This is a genomic window from Halorhabdus sp. CUG00001 (assembly GCF_009797925.1).
GTDB lineage: Archaea > Halobacteriota > Halobacteria > Halobacteriales > Haloarculaceae > Halorhabdus.
Map to the genome: position 1 here is coordinate 2,493,894 of NZ_VOLB01000001.1, position 14,240 is coordinate 2,508,133.

The 14,240-nt window shown below is 61.2% G+C and carries 17 protein-coding genes; 2 read left to right on the forward strand and 15 right to left on the reverse strand.

The window, feature by feature from the left end; translation table 11 throughout:
* Position 1: 1 nt before the first annotated feature.
* The 11 genes from FR699_RS12375 to FR699_RS12425 form a co-directional block, all read right to left on the reverse strand.
* Positions 2-778, reverse strand: coding sequence for a hypothetical protein (locus FR699_RS12375; RefSeq protein WP_158855593.1), 777 nt, complete (start codon positions 776-778; stop codon positions 2-4).
* The gene (locus FR699_RS12380) at positions 771-2,495 is read right to left on the reverse strand and encodes a hypothetical protein (protein ID WP_158855594.1); all 1,725 of its coding nucleotides are present in this window, start codon (positions 2,493-2,495) and stop codon (positions 771-773) included. The genes FR699_RS12375 and FR699_RS12380 overlap by 8 nt, the downstream gene beginning before the upstream one ends.
* Entirely contained in the window at positions 2,492-2,668 is a 177-nt protein-coding gene (locus tag FR699_RS12385; RefSeq protein ID WP_158855595.1) for a hypothetical protein, read from the reverse strand. The genes FR699_RS12380 and FR699_RS12385 overlap by 4 nt, the downstream gene beginning before the upstream one ends.
* Entirely contained in the window at positions 2,665-5,649 is a 2,985-nt protein-coding gene (locus FR699_RS12390; RefSeq protein ID WP_158855596.1) for a DUF4082 domain-containing protein, read from the reverse strand. Before FR699_RS12390 ends, FR699_RS12385 begins: the two co-directional genes overlap by 4 nt.
* 85 nt (positions 5,650-5,734) lie before the next feature.
* Positions 5,735-6,016 carry a hypothetical protein gene (locus tag FR699_RS12395; RefSeq protein ID WP_158855597.1) on the reverse strand — a complete coding sequence of 94 codons (282 nt, stop codon included), beginning with the start codon at positions 6,014-6,016 and terminating at the stop codon, positions 5,735-5,737.
* Positions 6,013-6,555, reverse strand: coding sequence for a hypothetical protein (locus tag FR699_RS12400; protein WP_158855598.1), 543 nt, complete (start codon positions 6,553-6,555; stop codon positions 6,013-6,015). The genes FR699_RS12395 and FR699_RS12400 overlap by 4 nt, the downstream gene beginning before the upstream one ends.
* A 33-nt stretch (positions 6,556-6,588) precedes the next feature.
* On the reverse strand, positions 6,589-6,867 hold the full coding sequence (locus FR699_RS12405; protein WP_158855599.1) for a hypothetical protein: 279 nt from the start codon (positions 6,865-6,867) through the stop codon (positions 6,589-6,591).
* Positions 6,864-7,481: a hypothetical protein gene (locus FR699_RS12410; protein ID WP_158855600.1), complete on the reverse strand. Its 618-nt coding sequence runs from the start codon at positions 7,479-7,481 to the stop codon at positions 6,864-6,866. Before FR699_RS12410 ends, FR699_RS12405 begins: the two co-directional genes overlap by 4 nt.
* A complete protein-coding gene (locus FR699_RS12415; RefSeq protein WP_158855601.1) occupies positions 7,481-7,972 on the reverse strand; it encodes a hypothetical protein in 492 nt (163 codons plus the stop codon). The genes FR699_RS12410 and FR699_RS12415 overlap by 1 nt, the downstream gene beginning before the upstream one ends.
* Positions 7,973-8,028: 56 nt before the next feature.
* Positions 8,029-8,538 (reverse strand): hypothetical protein, encoded by a 510-nt coding sequence (locus tag FR699_RS12420; RefSeq protein WP_158855602.1) that lies wholly within the window; start codon positions 8,536-8,538, stop codon positions 8,029-8,031.
* A gap of 53 nt (positions 8,539-8,591) precedes the next feature.
* Entirely contained in the window at positions 8,592-10,079 is a 1,488-nt protein-coding gene (locus FR699_RS12425; protein WP_158855603.1) for a hypothetical protein, read from the reverse strand.
* A 346-nt stretch (positions 10,080-10,425) separates the two neighbouring features.
* Between FR699_RS12425 and FR699_RS12430 the strand changes: the two genes are divergently transcribed.
* On the forward strand, positions 10,426-10,593 hold the full coding sequence (locus FR699_RS12430; RefSeq protein ID WP_158855604.1) for a hypothetical protein: 168 nt from the start codon (positions 10,426-10,428) through the stop codon (positions 10,591-10,593).
* Between the two features lie 3 nt (positions 10,594-10,596).
* On the opposite strand, the gene FR699_RS12435 is transcribed toward FR699_RS12430, so the two are convergent.
* Both FR699_RS12435 and FR699_RS12440 read right to left on the reverse strand, forming a co-directional pair.
* The gene (locus FR699_RS12435) at positions 10,597-11,202 is read right to left on the reverse strand and encodes a site-specific integrase (RefSeq protein ID WP_158855605.1); all 606 of its coding nucleotides are present in this window, start codon (positions 11,200-11,202) and stop codon (positions 10,597-10,599) included.
* A 200-nt stretch (positions 11,203-11,402) separates the two neighbouring features.
* The gene (locus tag FR699_RS12440) at positions 11,403-13,022 is read right to left on the reverse strand and encodes a hypothetical protein (protein WP_158855606.1); all 1,620 of its coding nucleotides are present in this window, start codon (positions 13,020-13,022) and stop codon (positions 11,403-11,405) included.
* Positions 13,023-13,167: 145 nt separating this feature from the next.
* Here FR699_RS12440 and FR699_RS12445 point away from each other — a divergent pair, with 145 nt between their 5' ends.
* Positions 13,168-13,431 carry a hypothetical protein gene (locus FR699_RS12445; protein ID WP_158855607.1) on the forward strand — a complete coding sequence of 88 codons (264 nt, stop codon included), beginning with the start codon at positions 13,168-13,170 and terminating at the stop codon, positions 13,429-13,431.
* A gap of 54 nt (positions 13,432-13,485) precedes the next feature.
* Here the strand turns inward: FR699_RS12445 and FR699_RS12450 are convergent, their stop codons facing one another.
* Positions 13,486-13,674, reverse strand: a complete 189-nt coding sequence (locus FR699_RS12450; RefSeq protein WP_158855608.1) for a hypothetical protein — start codon at positions 13,672-13,674, stop codon at positions 13,486-13,488.
* Positions 13,675-13,707: 33 nt separating this feature from the next.
* Positions 13,708-13,974, reverse strand: coding sequence for a winged-helix domain-containing protein (locus FR699_RS12455; RefSeq protein WP_158855609.1), 267 nt, complete (start codon positions 13,972-13,974; stop codon positions 13,708-13,710).
* Positions 13,975-14,240 lie beyond the last annotated feature (266 nt).

Consider the following 14,240-nt stretch of genomic DNA (forward strand, 5'->3'; position numbering starts at 1 on the left):
GTCAGGCCACCTCCCCGGGGCCGTAGCCCTCGGATTCGTCGCCTGGCTCCTCCGTCGTCCGACCGGCGAGGTCTCGCACCCCGCGGTTGAACGCCGGTAGCAGCCAATGGGCGACGAAAGCCTCACGTGCGCGTCGGTACGCGGGCGTGGTTCGCGTGAGGAGATCGACCGTCGAAGGCTCGCGGTAGCATTTCGGGACGAACGTGCCGGCGCCGCGCTCCGGGTCGATCGGCTCGCCGCGGGTTGCGGTCGTGAGGACGTCGCCCCACTTGAGGATCTGGCTCCGGTCGTTGAGGCCGCCCAGGACCATGTCCATGGCCTTTTGCTGATAGTCGTCCAGTTCCGAGAGGGCAGGCCGCATCACGAAGTCCTGGGCGGCTGGATCGTAGCCAGACTCGTCGTCTTCGTCTTCGCCGATGTACTCGCCGGCGTCCTTCCGGAGATCGCGGAACGCGCGCACTTGCACAGGCCCGAGGACGTCCGCGGCCCAGCGCTCGCGCACGTTCTCGGCCGCCCCCTCGTCGAGGTCGCGCGTCCGGGCACTCGCGTCCAGGAAGGCCGCCAAGAGCACGCCCTCCATGTACTCCTCGTCGGGGACGAAGCTCTTCGCCAGTTGGTGGAAGCGGCGCTGTGGCAGCTGTCCGAGCGTCCGGACGGCGATCCGCTGACCCCAGCGGAGGACCTCGCGACGGGAGCCGAAGCCATCGAGGAGGGCGTCGCGCTCTTCTTCGAACTGGACGATCAGCTGGCGCTCGGCCGGCCGACGGGATTTACTCATCGGGATCACCGCCGTCGGTTGCGGCCGGGTGGCTGCCGGCATCGCTCGGTCTCGGTCCGAGTGGATCCGGTTTCGTTTCGCCGTCCTCGCCAGTCCCGAACGTCGCGTCGACGAACGTCTCGTCGCGGCGGCGTTCCCACGAGAGGTTCGCCTCCTCATCCTGGGCGAGCGCGCGCCACGCGAACTCCTCGGCCTCCTCGAGCTTCGCGGCGTCACGATGGCCCGTCTGGAGGACGAGCATCGACGCCAGGACCGAGCGCATGGCCGCTGGCGCGGGCTCGACGCGGGCATACGTGTCCGTGCCCGTGACCGCGAACTTCCAGACCAGCCACGGGACGGCGACCAGTAGGGTGGTCCACGCGATCGCGCCGTACTGCTGGGTTGCCTGCCAGGCGACCAGGCCAAGCCCGCCGAGGATCAGTGCCGGTCGAACGAGATCCGTCCAATCGTCGATCTCCGGCGTCTTGAGCGACAGGCCCGGCGGTTCGTACTCGATCAACTGGTCGGCGTCGGGATCGACGATGAACACCTCGTCCCAGCCAGAGTTCCACAGCTGGAAGCGCGTCCGGAGTTCGTCAACGTTCTCGATCTTCGCACGGCCGCCTTTCAGCCGAGCGAGGAACGCCAGCCAGCCGTCACGGACGATCGAGAGCCCGTCCTGGCCCTCGTCAAGGATGCGGTAGGACCGCATCGTCCCGAACGGCATGTCCTCGCTGAAGCTTACCGTGTTGCCGTCGCCCTCTTCGGCGTCCGCATCCGCGCCGATCGACGGGATCTTCGTCTTCGCGAACGCCTCGACGCTCTCGATGTGAGGCTGCCAGAACAGTTTCCGCGACGTGTTGCCCTCGTGGGTGGCGAGCATATACCCGACGTAGACGACGCCGACGTACAGCCCGAGGACGATCGGTGCCGCCACGATCAGCTCGGCGACGAAGGCGTACAGCCCGTACAGCGACAGTCCGGCGAGGATCGTCGCTGCCAGGAAGTAGTACAGGAAGCCGTGTCCCGGCGGCGCGCCGGCACGATCGACCCACGAGCGGACTTTGCGGCCACCGTAGGCCCCGAAGGCGAGTGCGGGAACGATCACGAACCCGGCCGCCAGGACGACGAACTCGCTCCAGGTGCCGACGCCGATCGGCTGGGTGAACGCGACGCTCTTGTGGCTGAACACCCAGCGGGCCGAGTCCGGATACTCCTCGATCCACATCGTCGCGCGGACCTCGCTATCGTGTTTCGGGAAGTCGATCGGGGTGACTGCCCAGCCCTGGCCGAGCGTGACCGTCTGAGTGGTCGTCGTGACGTTTGCCGCGACGGCCTCTTCGCGGGTGACGTTGCCGTCCTCGACCATTCGCGAGCCGCGGTCCCAGAACGCGATCGTAACGTTCAGCGTCTGGGGCTCGGGATCCGTCCGGATCGTTCGGAGATACAGCGTGTTCGTCTGGAGTGTCTGTCCGCTGCCGAATTTCGGGCCATTCGACTCCGAGGAGACGGATTTCCAGGGCTGATTCGCAGGGATATGCTCCAAGTAAAACACCTGCTCCTGGCCCGGGACGATTCGTGCGCCGGTGACGCCGTGATGCTTGCCGTCGTCTTTGAGTTCGGCGAGGGTGAGATCACCCCCCGCATCCGGGGTGCCCTGCTGGGCGATGACGAGCCCGCCGAGTGAGGAGACGACCAGGAGGCCCGCGAGTGCGACGATGACCGACCGCCTGGTCATCGCCGATCACCCATGTTGCTATCGTCGTCGAGAGTGGGGAGGAGATCTGCGAGTGGGAACGGGTATAACCCACCCCCAACGGCCTGTTTACGGAGATACCATCGAATGATCAACCCTGAAGCCGCTACGGTCGCGATCGCTGTCCCGACTGTCGCAGACCACGGCTCAATCATGATCCATCACCTCCGGATTCGAGGTCGAACTCGACGGTCGTCTGTGAGTCCGGCGTGCCTGCCTCTGTCTGGTAGGTTTTGAGGGCGTAGTAGGCCAGCCCGATCAGGCCGATCGTCGCGATGATGCCCGCCTGGCTGTCGAAGATCAGTGCGACGACGTCCGTGCCGAGCAGCTGGAGACCCAGGACGAGTGCGATCAGCGTGACGCCGGCCCAGACGACCAGCGACTGGTCTCCCCACCGTCGCAAAGCGACCCACGTCCCGAGCGGGACCATGCTGACGAGCAGGACGACGCCCGTGCCCGATGGGACTGCGATCAGCCCCGAGACGATCAGGCCCAGCCCGCCCACGACCGCCAGGACAGCCGTCGCGAACGGGTGGGACTGAAGCCAGGCTGCCACGCCCGCCGACGTCGAGGCGACCGAGCCACCGACGTCATCCGGCCCACGCCAGACGACCACGCCGAGGACGATCACGCCGGCGGCCCCGAGGATCAGTAGCCACGGGAACGAATCTGACGCGGGGACTGGCGCGAGTGTGGCGCTCGAATCGTCACCCGATGAGCTGGACGCCCCACTGTCGTCGAGGAGGATCGCCAGCACCTCGGCGCTGTCGTCGTCGACGAGCGTGACTGGGCTGTTGGCTGTCCCCGAGTCTCGGACGACATCGTTCGTCTGCGAATAGAGGATGTACTTCGCGCCGTCGGTCGCTTCGAGATGGGTGAAGCTCACCTCGTCACCGGACTGCGACCCCGACTCGACGGACAGGACCGGCTCGGTCGTGGTCGGCTCGACGACCGAGATCGTAACGTCGCCACTCTGCGGGGCCACCTGGACCGGCAGCGACGAGACCCGCAGGCTGTCGCCCTGGCCGGCGTTCGGGAGTTGGAGGGTCGCACTGCCGTCGACGTGGTAGGCGTCGGCGCCCTCGTAGGTCTCGTTGTAGGCGTAGCGCAGCCGCGAGTTGTCCGGCCACGTGATCGCCACGTCGCCGCTCGTCGACGGAATGTCGATCGCCGTGTCCAGCCGCTCGCCGACCGCCGTCGGGTCCGTCACCGTGATCTCGGCGTTCTCGACGGCGACCTTCGAGGCGTTCGCCCGGACGGTGATCTCGTCGCCCGCGGAGACGTCCGGCAGCTGGGCCGTGAGTGTTGTGTTGTCGAGTGAGTAGTCGGCCGTCGTGAGTGTCTGCCACGTGCCGCCGTTGACGCGGTACTCGAGATCGCGCATCGCGACGGCGGTGTCGGCGAACGGGATTGTCAGCGTCGGGTTCTGCCGGTCGCTGGCGTACTGTTTGCTGACGTTGTACCGCTCCGTGAACTTCTCTCCCGTGTACTCGACCGTCAGGTCGTCACTGGCGTCGTGAGAGTAGTCCAGGCCGACCTGCATCGGCGGCGCGTCGGCCGATAGCGAGGGCATCGAGACGTTCACGCGGTTGGTGCCGGACTGGAGCCAACTCGCGTCCCCGGACAGCGAGGCGGTTTCGCCGTCCGCGAGCGTGCCAGTGTGGTTCAGCCAGTTTCCGTTAAGTTCAACACCGACGTCTTCCGTCTTGGTGTGTTCCTGAAGTACCAGAGTGTAATCTATTGTTCCTCCACCCTTTCCTTGGAAGTCGAGCGACGAGGTGGCGGTTGAGAGGTTCAGCGCACGGGTTTTTGTTTCCCCATCTGTGAAATCCCCAAAGGTAGCCGAGTTCCCGTCGCCATCGCTCACGGAGAGGCCGTCAACGGACCCATCAATCGGCACGTCAACGTTCGCGTACCTGTCATGCGTAAACCCGCCACCGTCTGACAAATACCTTTCAAACCAGACCTCAGAGGCCTGTTCGTCGCTCGCTTCGATTTGTAGAGCGTCCGCCGTTCCGTCGTTATCGCTCGTCGGTGTGTGGAACTGAATCCAATACGTCGTCCCATTTTCGACATTTACCGGCGTATCGAACGTGATCGTCTGCGCCCCCGTCGACCACGTCGGATCCCATGTCGCAACCTTTGTTCCGTCCGTAAAGTCGCCATCCTGAGTTGCTTCTTGAGAAATGTAGACATCAACGTTTCCACCGTAATCAGAGCCCATTGTACCTCCAACGTGAACCGTTATCTCAGTTACCTCACCCGAAGTCGAGGGGTTGATTTGCATCCCCGAGTCCCGAGTGTCATCGTTCGCGTCGTCGCCCATGAACTGATACTTATAACTCCCGCTTCCATCCCCTTCGTCGTGGAACGGGTTGTACGTACTTGCTCCGCCGACGTTCGCGGTCACTTTGATTTGCGGGTCGCCCCCCGAGCCATTCGTAGGCGGGTTATTTCCAGCAACCGAGATTGAACTTGTGTGGTTCACACCAACGGCGGTTGCACTCACGTTATCCCACTCGGTGTTCGTCTTGCCCGTCAAGTTTACCACTGGATCAGACGCCGCGTCGAGGTCGGTGAGGTCGTAGCTGACCTGCGAACTGTCAGCGTAGGTTCCCGAGATCGAGACCTCGCCGGAGAACGTCACCGTATTCGACGAGAAGTGGTCCAAACTGAAGCGGAGATAGCCATCCTCGTAGGCCGCCGGGCTCTGCCACGTCTCGCCCGACGAGTGCGTGCCGTAGATCATCTCCGGCGAGTGGCCCAGCGCCGTCCGCAGCTGGCCCGCGTCGATCGCGATCTCCCGACCAGCGTCGTGCTGGTTGTCTCGGATGACGATCGCCATCTCGCCGCTGCCCAGCACGTTCGAATCCGATCCCATGATCTCGTCAGCACGGCTCGGCGTCGTCAGGATCACTTCCGTCGAGTCAGCGTGCGAGTCTATCAGCACGTTACCCTGGAGGTCGGACGCCGAGAGCGGTATCGACTCACCGCTCGGGACGTCCTGAGTGATCTGGCCGTCGGGAACGCCGACGAATCCCTGCGGCGTGGCTGCTGTCGGGCCAGCGAGGGCGAGCGGGCCGGCCACGAGCGATACGACGAGGACGAACGTGAGTGCGAGTGCGTTGCGTGTCATGATAGGAACACCCCGGATGCGGGGGTGTGTCCGCGGCCACCAGGCCGCGACATCGAGCGGGCTGTGCGACCGCGGCACCGCCGCATTAGCGGATCCCTCCTCGGCGGGCGGCCGTCACCAGGATCGAGACCGTCAATCCCATACCGGCGACGACCGGCGCGAGACCGATGCCAAGCGTCGGGAGGGCGATCTGGACGTTACTCGGAAGGAACGCCGTCAGCGCGAACTGCATCGCGAACCCGCTGATGCCCATCACCGTGTTGATCGCCGTCAGCGTGCCCGCCGCGGCCAGCGTCGGCCAATCCGGCATCACGGCTGTCAAACCGAGCCCGCCGAGGATCCCGCCGCCGAGGTACTTGTCGATCATCGGTTGCGTGCCTTCCCGTAGGCGTATCGGCGAGCCAGGACGGCGATGACCACGAGCGCGAACGCGATCACGGCCCACTCCTCGGTCTGGAGACCAGGCGTGCCGTTGATGTCCGCGATCATGAGCAGGTCGTGGCCGGTCGCAGCGCCGTAGGCGATCAGGCCGGCGACGAGTGCCGTCGTCGCCGTGATCGGCTCGATCCAGAACAGCTGGGTCAGCATGTCGACGAGGTCGAAGATCCCGCCGCCGACGGAGATCACGATCACGCCGACCGACAGCACGAGCGCTGTCACCCAGTCGACGAGCCCGCCGAAGAACCCGGCCGCCTCGTCACCGACCATTTCGGCCGTCTCGGCCGCCGAATCCGTTTCATCTCGGTAGACCCAGGCCCAGTATCCCAGCAGCGTCGCGAGGACGAGGCCCATGCCCAGCAGGGGCGAGCCCGCCGCGAACGCGGCGCTGACGACGACGAAGGCCAGGAAGGCCACGAACGATACTCCGCCAGCCCAGAGGAGTTTGCCGACGGCGCTTTCAGGCACCGCGACCACCTCCGGGCGCTGTCGTGTCGAGTCTCATATCTCTCTGTCGTAGGTTTCCCAGATCTTGTGTCCGATTTTGGCCGCGAACGCCGCGCCGATCGCGAGGATCAGCCACTCCGCGCTGTTGCTCGGGGGCCAGTATCTCGGCAGCGTCAGGCCCGCGAGGCTCACGAACGAGAACAGTGACCCGAGATTGAGATACGTCGCCTCGACGAATCCCAGCACGACCGTCGGATTCACTGCCAGGATCGATGCGACCAAGCCGACCAGCCACGAGATCGGGTGCGTGATGATCTCTTCGATGTCTGTCATTCGTACAAGAGCACCTCCAGTGCCGGGCCGATTACCGGGATCGCGGCCAGGCTCGCGCGGCTGGCATTCATCGCGATGCGCTCGGCAGCGACGATCGTCAGCACGACGGCCGCGACTGTTGCCGGCCACGCGAGTGGGCCGAGGCTGGTGGCCAGCGACGAAATGGTGGACGGGATGATTCCGCCGTCCTCAAACAGGCCCAGCGCCAGCCCGCCGAGATCCTCGAACGGGCTCGCGACGAGGTCCCAGAGCAACAGCGGGATGTCCTCCAAGCCGAGGTACGTGTGACTGCTTTCGTAGCCCGGCTCGGAGCCTACGAGGACGAGCTGCACGCCGTCGACGACGAGTTTCCAAATCTCAAGGATCCAGCCGACGACGACGCTCAGGATCGAGCCGATAACGAACCCGACTGGATTCCTCGCGATTCTCGTTAGCTGTCCAACATAGTCTTTCAGATCCTCCAGAGGACCAAGGGCCGTTCCGACGGCTTTAGTGAACTTCGATGGTCCAAGATCGAGACCGTACTCTTCAGCGATGTTCACCCGTTCTATTGGCCCCTCTTCTGAGAACGTTTCACCATCGCCGTCGTAGTCCGTGCCCGGATCGACAGACATTATCCCAGCACCTCCTGGACGCCGATCGAGACGACGTATAGGCCAGCCAGCACCGTTGCGAGGCCGAGCAGCCACGCGATGAGCCCAAGTGGACCAGGGTCCAGGCCCATTGCAGCATCCACTTCGGAGTAGGTCGAGTCACCGATTGACCTCACTGCGCTCTCAGAGATTCCAGTGAGGGTTGTCGTCGTTGTGAGGGCCGCGGTGCTCAGTAGGTCAACCGGGACGCCAATCACCGCCGTGACGAGTTCACCAGCGAAGCTCCCCAACCCCTCGAACGGCCCGGCGAAGACGGTGAAGAGCCCGTCGATGATGTCGTTGATACCGACGATGATTGCTGACAGCAGGGTCGCGACGAGCAAACCGCCGAGCTTGATGATCGCGCCCAGCCAGTCAGCCGGGTTGCCACTGGCGACTGTAACGCCGTCCTTGGTGTTGACGTTCAAGATGTCGCTCTTGACACTCTCTTTAAAGTCGCCCCAGTCAGCCACGGCTCAACACCCCCGCGAGCGCGGTCGCGACGAGATCGGCGCAAAGCATGGCTCGATCAGTCCCGGTCTTCGTCTTCGCCAGTTTCCTGAACTCCCGGGTCCCCGATGATCGGGATGAACTCCGGAACGTCGATGTCCGTGAACGATCCAGGGAAGATGTCCGACGTCTGCCGATCTTCCAGGTAGATCGTCACGAGGTACAGCGACGCCATGACCGCCGCGACTCCGACCGGGAACGCAAACGGGCCAAGGAATCCCGTGAACGTCGCGGCGATTTCGTCCCCTGTAACGCCAGCCGTTGTTTGGAGGATCTGGACTGGTGAGTCGATCAGCCCACTAAACAGGTTGCTGACCGACTCGCCAGCCGACGTCAGCGGCGTTGTGATGAACGTGATGATCGCGTTGAAGACGTCCATCACGCCCGTGAACAGGCCGACGATCGTCAGGCCGATCCCGGCTTTGAGGAAGTTTCCGATTCCCCAATCGTTGTCGTTCAACTGTGTCGACGACCAATTGAACAACGACGTCGTGTCGGTGTCTTCGAGATCAGCTCCGGACGACGACATCTTAGCTCACCCCCCGGATGCGGGTCGGTTCGCGAGCGGTGCCCAGCATGGGCTCAGAACACCCCTTTGCGCTTGCCGGCGAAGAACGCCGTCACGCCCGACACGATCATGCCGAGCGGGCTGAAGATGAACCCGAGCAGGCCGCCGCTACTGCTGCCGGTCGGTCCCATCGCGGCACCGGCCGACTCCAGGGCAGACTGCTCGTCGCCCGTGATAACGTAATCGAACGAGACGACCATCGCCGTCCCGGGCTGGACCGTCTCATCGATCGAGACGTCCGCCCCAACACCGTCGTAGGAGCCCGAAATGCTGCTCCAGGACGAGATGTCCTCGAAGGCGGTGTCTCCCGTGCCCTCAGCGTACTCGACACTCACGTAGCGGGTCGCCGGAACCGACGCCTCGTCGGTGAGTTCGAGGTTGGAGTAGCTCAGGTCGTAGGCCGTCCGCAGTTCGAAGCGGAAGTCGCCCTCGAAGTGGCTCTCGTAGTTCGAATACTGGTCGGCCGCCGTGAACTCGACGCTCACGTCTTCCGGCGCGAGATCTTCGGCCGTCTGGACGAACGGCACCGTCAGGTCCATGATGTGGGCGTCACTGAACGTGTCGCCCAGCGTCGAGAGGTCCGAGACGGCGATCGGGCCGCCCGTCTTGTGCTCGGTGATCTGCTCGGACTCGAGCTCGTCATCGTCGTCGGTGTCGATCAGCTGGTCGCCGAAGTCCCACGTCCCCATCTTGTCGATGTTGAGCGCGGAGATATCGACGTCAGCGTTGCCGTCGACGACCTCGACCTCGACGGTCTCGATGTCGTTGAACGTGCCGTCGCCGACCTGGTTGAGCGTCAGCGTCCCGAGTTGGGCCTGATAGATGACGCCCTCGCCAGTGGCGTTGGCGATCATATCCTCGCCGCTGGAGCGGGAGGAGTTGATCTCGGCTTCGTAGTAGTCGCCGTCAGCGTCGACGACCTGGACGTTCACGGCAGCGCCCGAATCCAGTGCGTTGACGTCACCGACGATCTGCAGGTAGCGCTTGTTCTCGTCGCTCGTGACCGGCGAGGCCACGTCGGTCTGCGTCAGGTCGAAGCTGGCGATCGCCGTGTCACCGCTGGTCTGGGAGGCCGTCGAGATCGACAGCGCGCCGACGCCCGGCGCGGTCTCGGTCTCGCCGACCGTCATCGAGCCCGCGCTGCTGGAGGTGTCGGTTGCCCACAGCGACGCGTTCAGCGCCGTCGCGTCGCTGGCGTGTGGGAACGCGCCAGCATCGTCGAAGGCCACGTCCGAGGCCGTGAACTCGAAGGGGTTGTCGACCGAGGTGTTCACGTCGGCCGGGAGCGCTGTCCACTCACCGTTGTCGTTGTTATAGGTGAGTGAATCGTTCCCCATCGGGTGGTCGGCGATCGTGACGTCGCCAGACACCCCCAGTTGTGGCGCCGCGTCGGCGCCGTAGTCGATCGTCGCGTTCGATGCCATCACGGGCATCGCCGTCATTCCCGCCACAACCGCGAGGAGGAATGCGGCGAATACGCCCTTCCGTAGGTGTTGTGTCATGTTACGAAAAGTCTCCTGTGAGGAGTGCTCCGGCGAGCGAACGGCTCGCTCCCGAGAGCATGGCGCGATCTCGCTCGCGCCGCTCTGCATCGGTCAAGAAGCCTGTTCCCGAGTTCCGATCTCCGCGCGTTGGCGGATTATTCGGCCGTTTTCGGCCGCGGTCGTCGTCTTTCATGCGTGGTCTCGCGCGATTCTTGTCAGCACGCGAGATACGGGCGTCACGAGCAGCAACCCTCAAAAGGACGACTCTAATGGGGTATTCAATCAGTATTCAATTGGGTATTCAATCAGTATAGGATATCTGATGATGGCAATCTTTTTTCTCAACAACCCCAATGAATCAGATATGGGTTCACGAAAACCGCTCTCGCGCTCGGTTCAGCGATTTGGCGACTCGCTGGGCGTCACTCTTCCTGCCGATGTCCTCGAGCAGCACGATATCACTGACGAGGACGATATCGCGATCTCCCGGTACGACAGCGATTCGGGCGAGATTACGTTTTCTCTGGATTGACGGTCACAGTGCGACCGAGTCCATCGACGAGATGATGTTTTCTTCGGTCGGTGCAGCGAGATACGGCTCGATCGCGTCGTAGGACGACCAGCCGCCCAGAGCCATCACGATCCGTGGGGAGACGTTCTCCTCGACCAATAAGTGATTGGCCCAGCACCGTCGAAGGTCGTGTGTCGAGACTCGATGGTAGTCCTCGTCGCCAGTCTCTTCAGCAGCCCGCTCTGCAGCATCCTCAACCCAGTACTGCACGGTTCGCTTCGATCGGGGAATGAGGAGATCGTCATCGCCGATGCCAGCTTCCTGGATGTACCGATTGATCGTCGCTTCGACGTCGCGGGGAAGCCACGTCTCGCGGTGTTTTCCGTCGTCGTATTCGCCGGTCGTGTCTTTCCCGGCGACGACTTCGAGCTCGAAGTGTTCCCCGTCGCTCATACGCTGGATGTGCTTCGGCTTGACGTCGAGGACCTCCTGGACGCGAAGACCACAGTCGCCCATCAGTCGGATCGCTACTTCGCGCTCGAAGGTCTCGGCCTCTCGAGGAAGGACCTGGTACTCGTCGCGGGACATCCACACGACGTATGAGCCGTCCTTGTTCCCTTTGGTTAGCATTGCATGATACTCATGTCTTTCACGCACTTAGTGGTGGTGGATATCGGGGAGATCGTCCCGATTTCGAGGGTGATTTAGCTCAATTTTTGCACGTTAGTGCAGAAACACGCAACTACCTTGGGTTCGGTTGGGCCAGCTCGAACGAAGCGATCGCCCCTTCGAGTGTCTAGGAGTCAGAACCATCTACGACAGGATAGAGGTCAGTCTGATATTTGAATCGAATCTGTTTCATCTATTACTACGGCACCTTCATGTAGGAGTTCAATTTTGACACTATAATCGCCAGACGAGAGACTCATTCTTGGATCTAAGTACAAGCGTTCAGACTCTCCTGGATCCAGCACAGTTGCCGACCTGTAATCGTGAGATTTCCCATCTACTGTTAAACGCACTTCATCAAATCTAAGATGGGCCTGTCCTTCGTTTTCGACATCAAGATCTACACTATACAATTCTCCACCTCCATCGTACTCAGATATCCAATAAAAGTCATCAATAGATAGAGAAGCAGTGGTCCCCTCTATTGTTTTTTCTTGTGTCATTATCCCTTGAGTATATCTTCCATCAAGAGCCACAGTAATGTTGTAATCACCTCCAGAATATAATTCACTCAGGTGACTATATGATTCCCCGAATGATTTTGTTTCACTACTACGCCCTTTAGCTACGTTCTCATTTGAGACCCACTCCTCACCGTTAATATATAGGGTTGCATGGTATTTACCGGACATATCTCCAGAATTCGTGATATTGTATTCCACGGATTCAAGCGTTCCTTCCCCCCAAATTGGCTCTATTGATTGGAGCGTGATGTTAGGTTCCGAGAATTCTTTGCTAAAAGTCATCGAATCATCCGAACCTTCTGATGTGACCCTTATATTGAAGTCTGAGATGCCGGGTGAGGATGGTTCTATTTCAGATACAGAGTGAAGAAGATCAACAGAGATTGTTTCACCAGCTTGAACGGGCACGTTGTCATCTGAGGCAATAATTTGGTTTTCGGACTTGATTGATATGTTCGCTTTTGCCGGAAGATCGCCAGAGTTCGTGATCTTCATCGGCATCTCTCTAAGTTTTGTTCCATCCCATACAGGTGAAGCAGATTCAATCGATAAGTTTGGAGAATCTACTTTCCTCTGGAAAGTGCCAGACAAATTACCGTCACCAGTTTTAACGTTCACCTCTCCATTTACGATTCCAGATCGCTCTAATTTGATACTGTTGCCGTAGCCTGTCTGAGCTGTGAGAGTATGAAGATCACCCGAATAAATCCACTCTGATCCCGATTCTGTGAACGTTTGCTCTTTTGCACTGATAGTAAGATCTGCGATTTTGAGAGGAAGATCGCCGTCGTTGTAGACCGTCACGTTGACGCTGTTGAGTGTTGTTCCATCCCAGTCAGCGGACACATTTCGAAGTTGGGCTGACGGGCCATCGTAGGTCTCTGAGGCGCTCGCGATCGTCTCACCGCTCTTGCGAAGCAGCACCTTGTACGTTCCACCGGAGGGTTCTGAGACATAGGTGCCGCCGTAGCTTTCGTTTGGCGAGAGCGTTTCCTCTGACAGGATCGATCCGCTCGGCCCCTCTACGATCACTTTCGTGTAGTCCTCGATGTCGTACTCATACGCTAAGACCGGCATTCCATCGCTCAGGAGGAAATCGATATTGCCGACTGCTGCCCCGCCAGGACCGGCCACAACGTCCGCCTCGGTCTCGGTTGCCGGCGAGGTCGAGCCGGGCGTTCCGTCACCCGTTGCGCCCGAGCATCCAGCAAGAGCAATCAGTACGACGAGTGCGACGACCGCAAGTGCCCGCTTCATATCGGGTTATTCCTCTGGATGAGTAATAGGAGTTGGTGATGCTTACCGGCCTACACCATGGCTCCTACCCTGGTGTCATCGTTTACTTTCACTTTCACTCCGTCCTCGGGTTTCCTCTTATACAACCGGCAATCTCTGTCGGCATATGTCGGTCCAATCGACGCACGAGCCGGAGTTTGTGATCGAAGATAAGGTCGATAAATGGCGCTTCACCTGCCCAGAAGGGCACAACGACTGGCGCGTCTGGGACGGCGTGTTCTCGTGCCGGACCTGCAAACGCAATCTCGACGCTGGCGCTGACGCCCAGAGCGTCCACGATCACCTGATCGATCAGAAGACCGGCGAGAAGGTAACGCGCGACGATCTCCAGATCAAAGACCCGAACTCTCGGGAAGTGGCGGCCGACTGAATCATGACTCAAGCTGTCTCCCCGACGTCGAGCCGCAGCACTCGCGATCGAGAACTACCCGCTCCAGTCGTCGTCGATCTGGAGCAACGCCTCACCAGGCGCGAGTCCCTGCTCGGCGGCGATCTCCTCCGCGAGCGTCCACGCGCGCCTTTGGCGGGGGGTTTCCAAGTCGTTCGGGTTGCCCGCCCAGCTGACGAGCGCTTCGGTGATCAACAGCCAGTCCTGCGCATGGTAATCGGGCATAGCCCTCGCTGCCCGCGCTATCCGTTAAAAAGGTCAGGACCCGTCCGGGTCGTCCGTGTCTCGGAGGTCCGCCTCGCCCTCGAGGTAAGCTTCGCCTTCTTCGGTGATGGCGTACCAAGCCCCTTGTTCCACGACCTCCTCGATGAGTCCCGCATCTTCGAGTTTAGGGAGGCGGCGCTGGAGTGTCGAGTAGGAAATGTCTGCTTCCTCTCGTTGGAGGTTGATTTCCAGCCCTCTCTTATTAAGGACCACGCCGCTCTCAGAGAGCATTTCGAGGATGATGTCATCTCTCCCCGTCATCCATCGAGCACGATATCGGCGTGGCACATTTTTCGGTCAGTTCGGCCAATTATAATGCTACCTGATTTTCCTGCTATTGGACACATATCTGCTCTGTATGAATGTATATTCGGCCAAGATTTAAGTTATGCGGGTAAATATTTGCTCACCAGGCCGACGCGGCACTCGGTAGGGTGTCCCTACTCGGTGTGGAAAAACCGGGTTTGCGACACCGCGCCCCAAGCGCGGGTGCCGCGTCGGTCGGCCAATCGACCTATGCAAATCCA

Excerpts from the sequence above, each read along its gene's own strand:
- FR699_RS12455 (WP_158855609.1), bottom strand. The coding sequence starts at position 13,974 with ATGACGGGGAGAGATGACATCATCCTCGAAATGCTCTCTGAGAGCGGC.
- FR699_RS12410 (WP_158855600.1), bottom strand. The coding sequence starts at position 7,481 with ATGTCTGTCGATCCGGGCACGGACTACGACGGCGATGGTGAAACGTTC.
- FR699_RS12395 (WP_158855597.1), bottom strand. The coding sequence starts at position 6,016 with ATGATCGACAAGTACCTCGGCGGCGGGATCCTCGGCGGGCTCGGTTTG.
- FR699_RS12375 (WP_158855593.1), bottom strand. The coding sequence starts at position 778 with ATGAGTAAATCCCGTCGGCCGGCCGAGCGCCAGCTGATCGTCCAGTTC.
- FR699_RS12435 (WP_158855605.1), bottom strand. The coding sequence starts at position 11,202 with ATGCTAACCAAAGGGAACAAGGACGGCTCATACGTCGTGTGGATGTCC.
- FR699_RS12420 (WP_158855602.1), bottom strand. The coding sequence starts at position 8,538 with ATGTCGTCGTCCGGAGCTGATCTCGAAGACACCGACACGACGTCGTTG.
- FR699_RS12380 (WP_158855594.1), bottom strand. The coding sequence starts at position 2,495 with ATGACCAGGCGGTCGGTCATCGTCGCACTCGCGGGCCTCCTGGTCGTC.
- FR699_RS12385 (WP_158855595.1), bottom strand. The coding sequence starts at position 2,668 with ATGATTGAGCCGTGGTCTGCGACAGTCGGGACAGCGATCGCGACCGTA.
- FR699_RS12405 (WP_158855599.1), bottom strand. The coding sequence starts at position 6,867 with ATGACAGACATCGAAGAGATCATCACGCACCCGATCTCGTGGCTGGTC.
- FR699_RS12425 (WP_158855603.1), bottom strand. The coding sequence starts at position 10,079 with ATGACACAACACCTACGGAAGGGCGTATTCGCCGCATTCCTCCTCGCG.
- FR699_RS12450 (WP_158855608.1), bottom strand. The coding sequence starts at position 13,674 with ATGCCCGATTACCATGCGCAGGACTGGCTGTTGATCACCGAAGCGCTC.
- FR699_RS12430 (WP_158855604.1), top strand. The coding sequence starts at position 10,426 with ATGGGTTCACGAAAACCGCTCTCGCGCTCGGTTCAGCGATTTGGCGAC.
- FR699_RS12445 (WP_158855607.1), top strand. The coding sequence starts at position 13,168 with ATGTCGGTCCAATCGACGCACGAGCCGGAGTTTGTGATCGAAGATAAG.
- FR699_RS12440 (WP_158855606.1), bottom strand. The coding sequence starts at position 13,022 with ATGAAGCGGGCACTTGCGGTCGTCGCACTCGTCGTACTGATTGCTCTT.
- FR699_RS12390 (WP_158855596.1), bottom strand. The coding sequence starts at position 5,649 with ATGACACGCAACGCACTCGCACTCACGTTCGTCCTCGTCGTATCGCTC.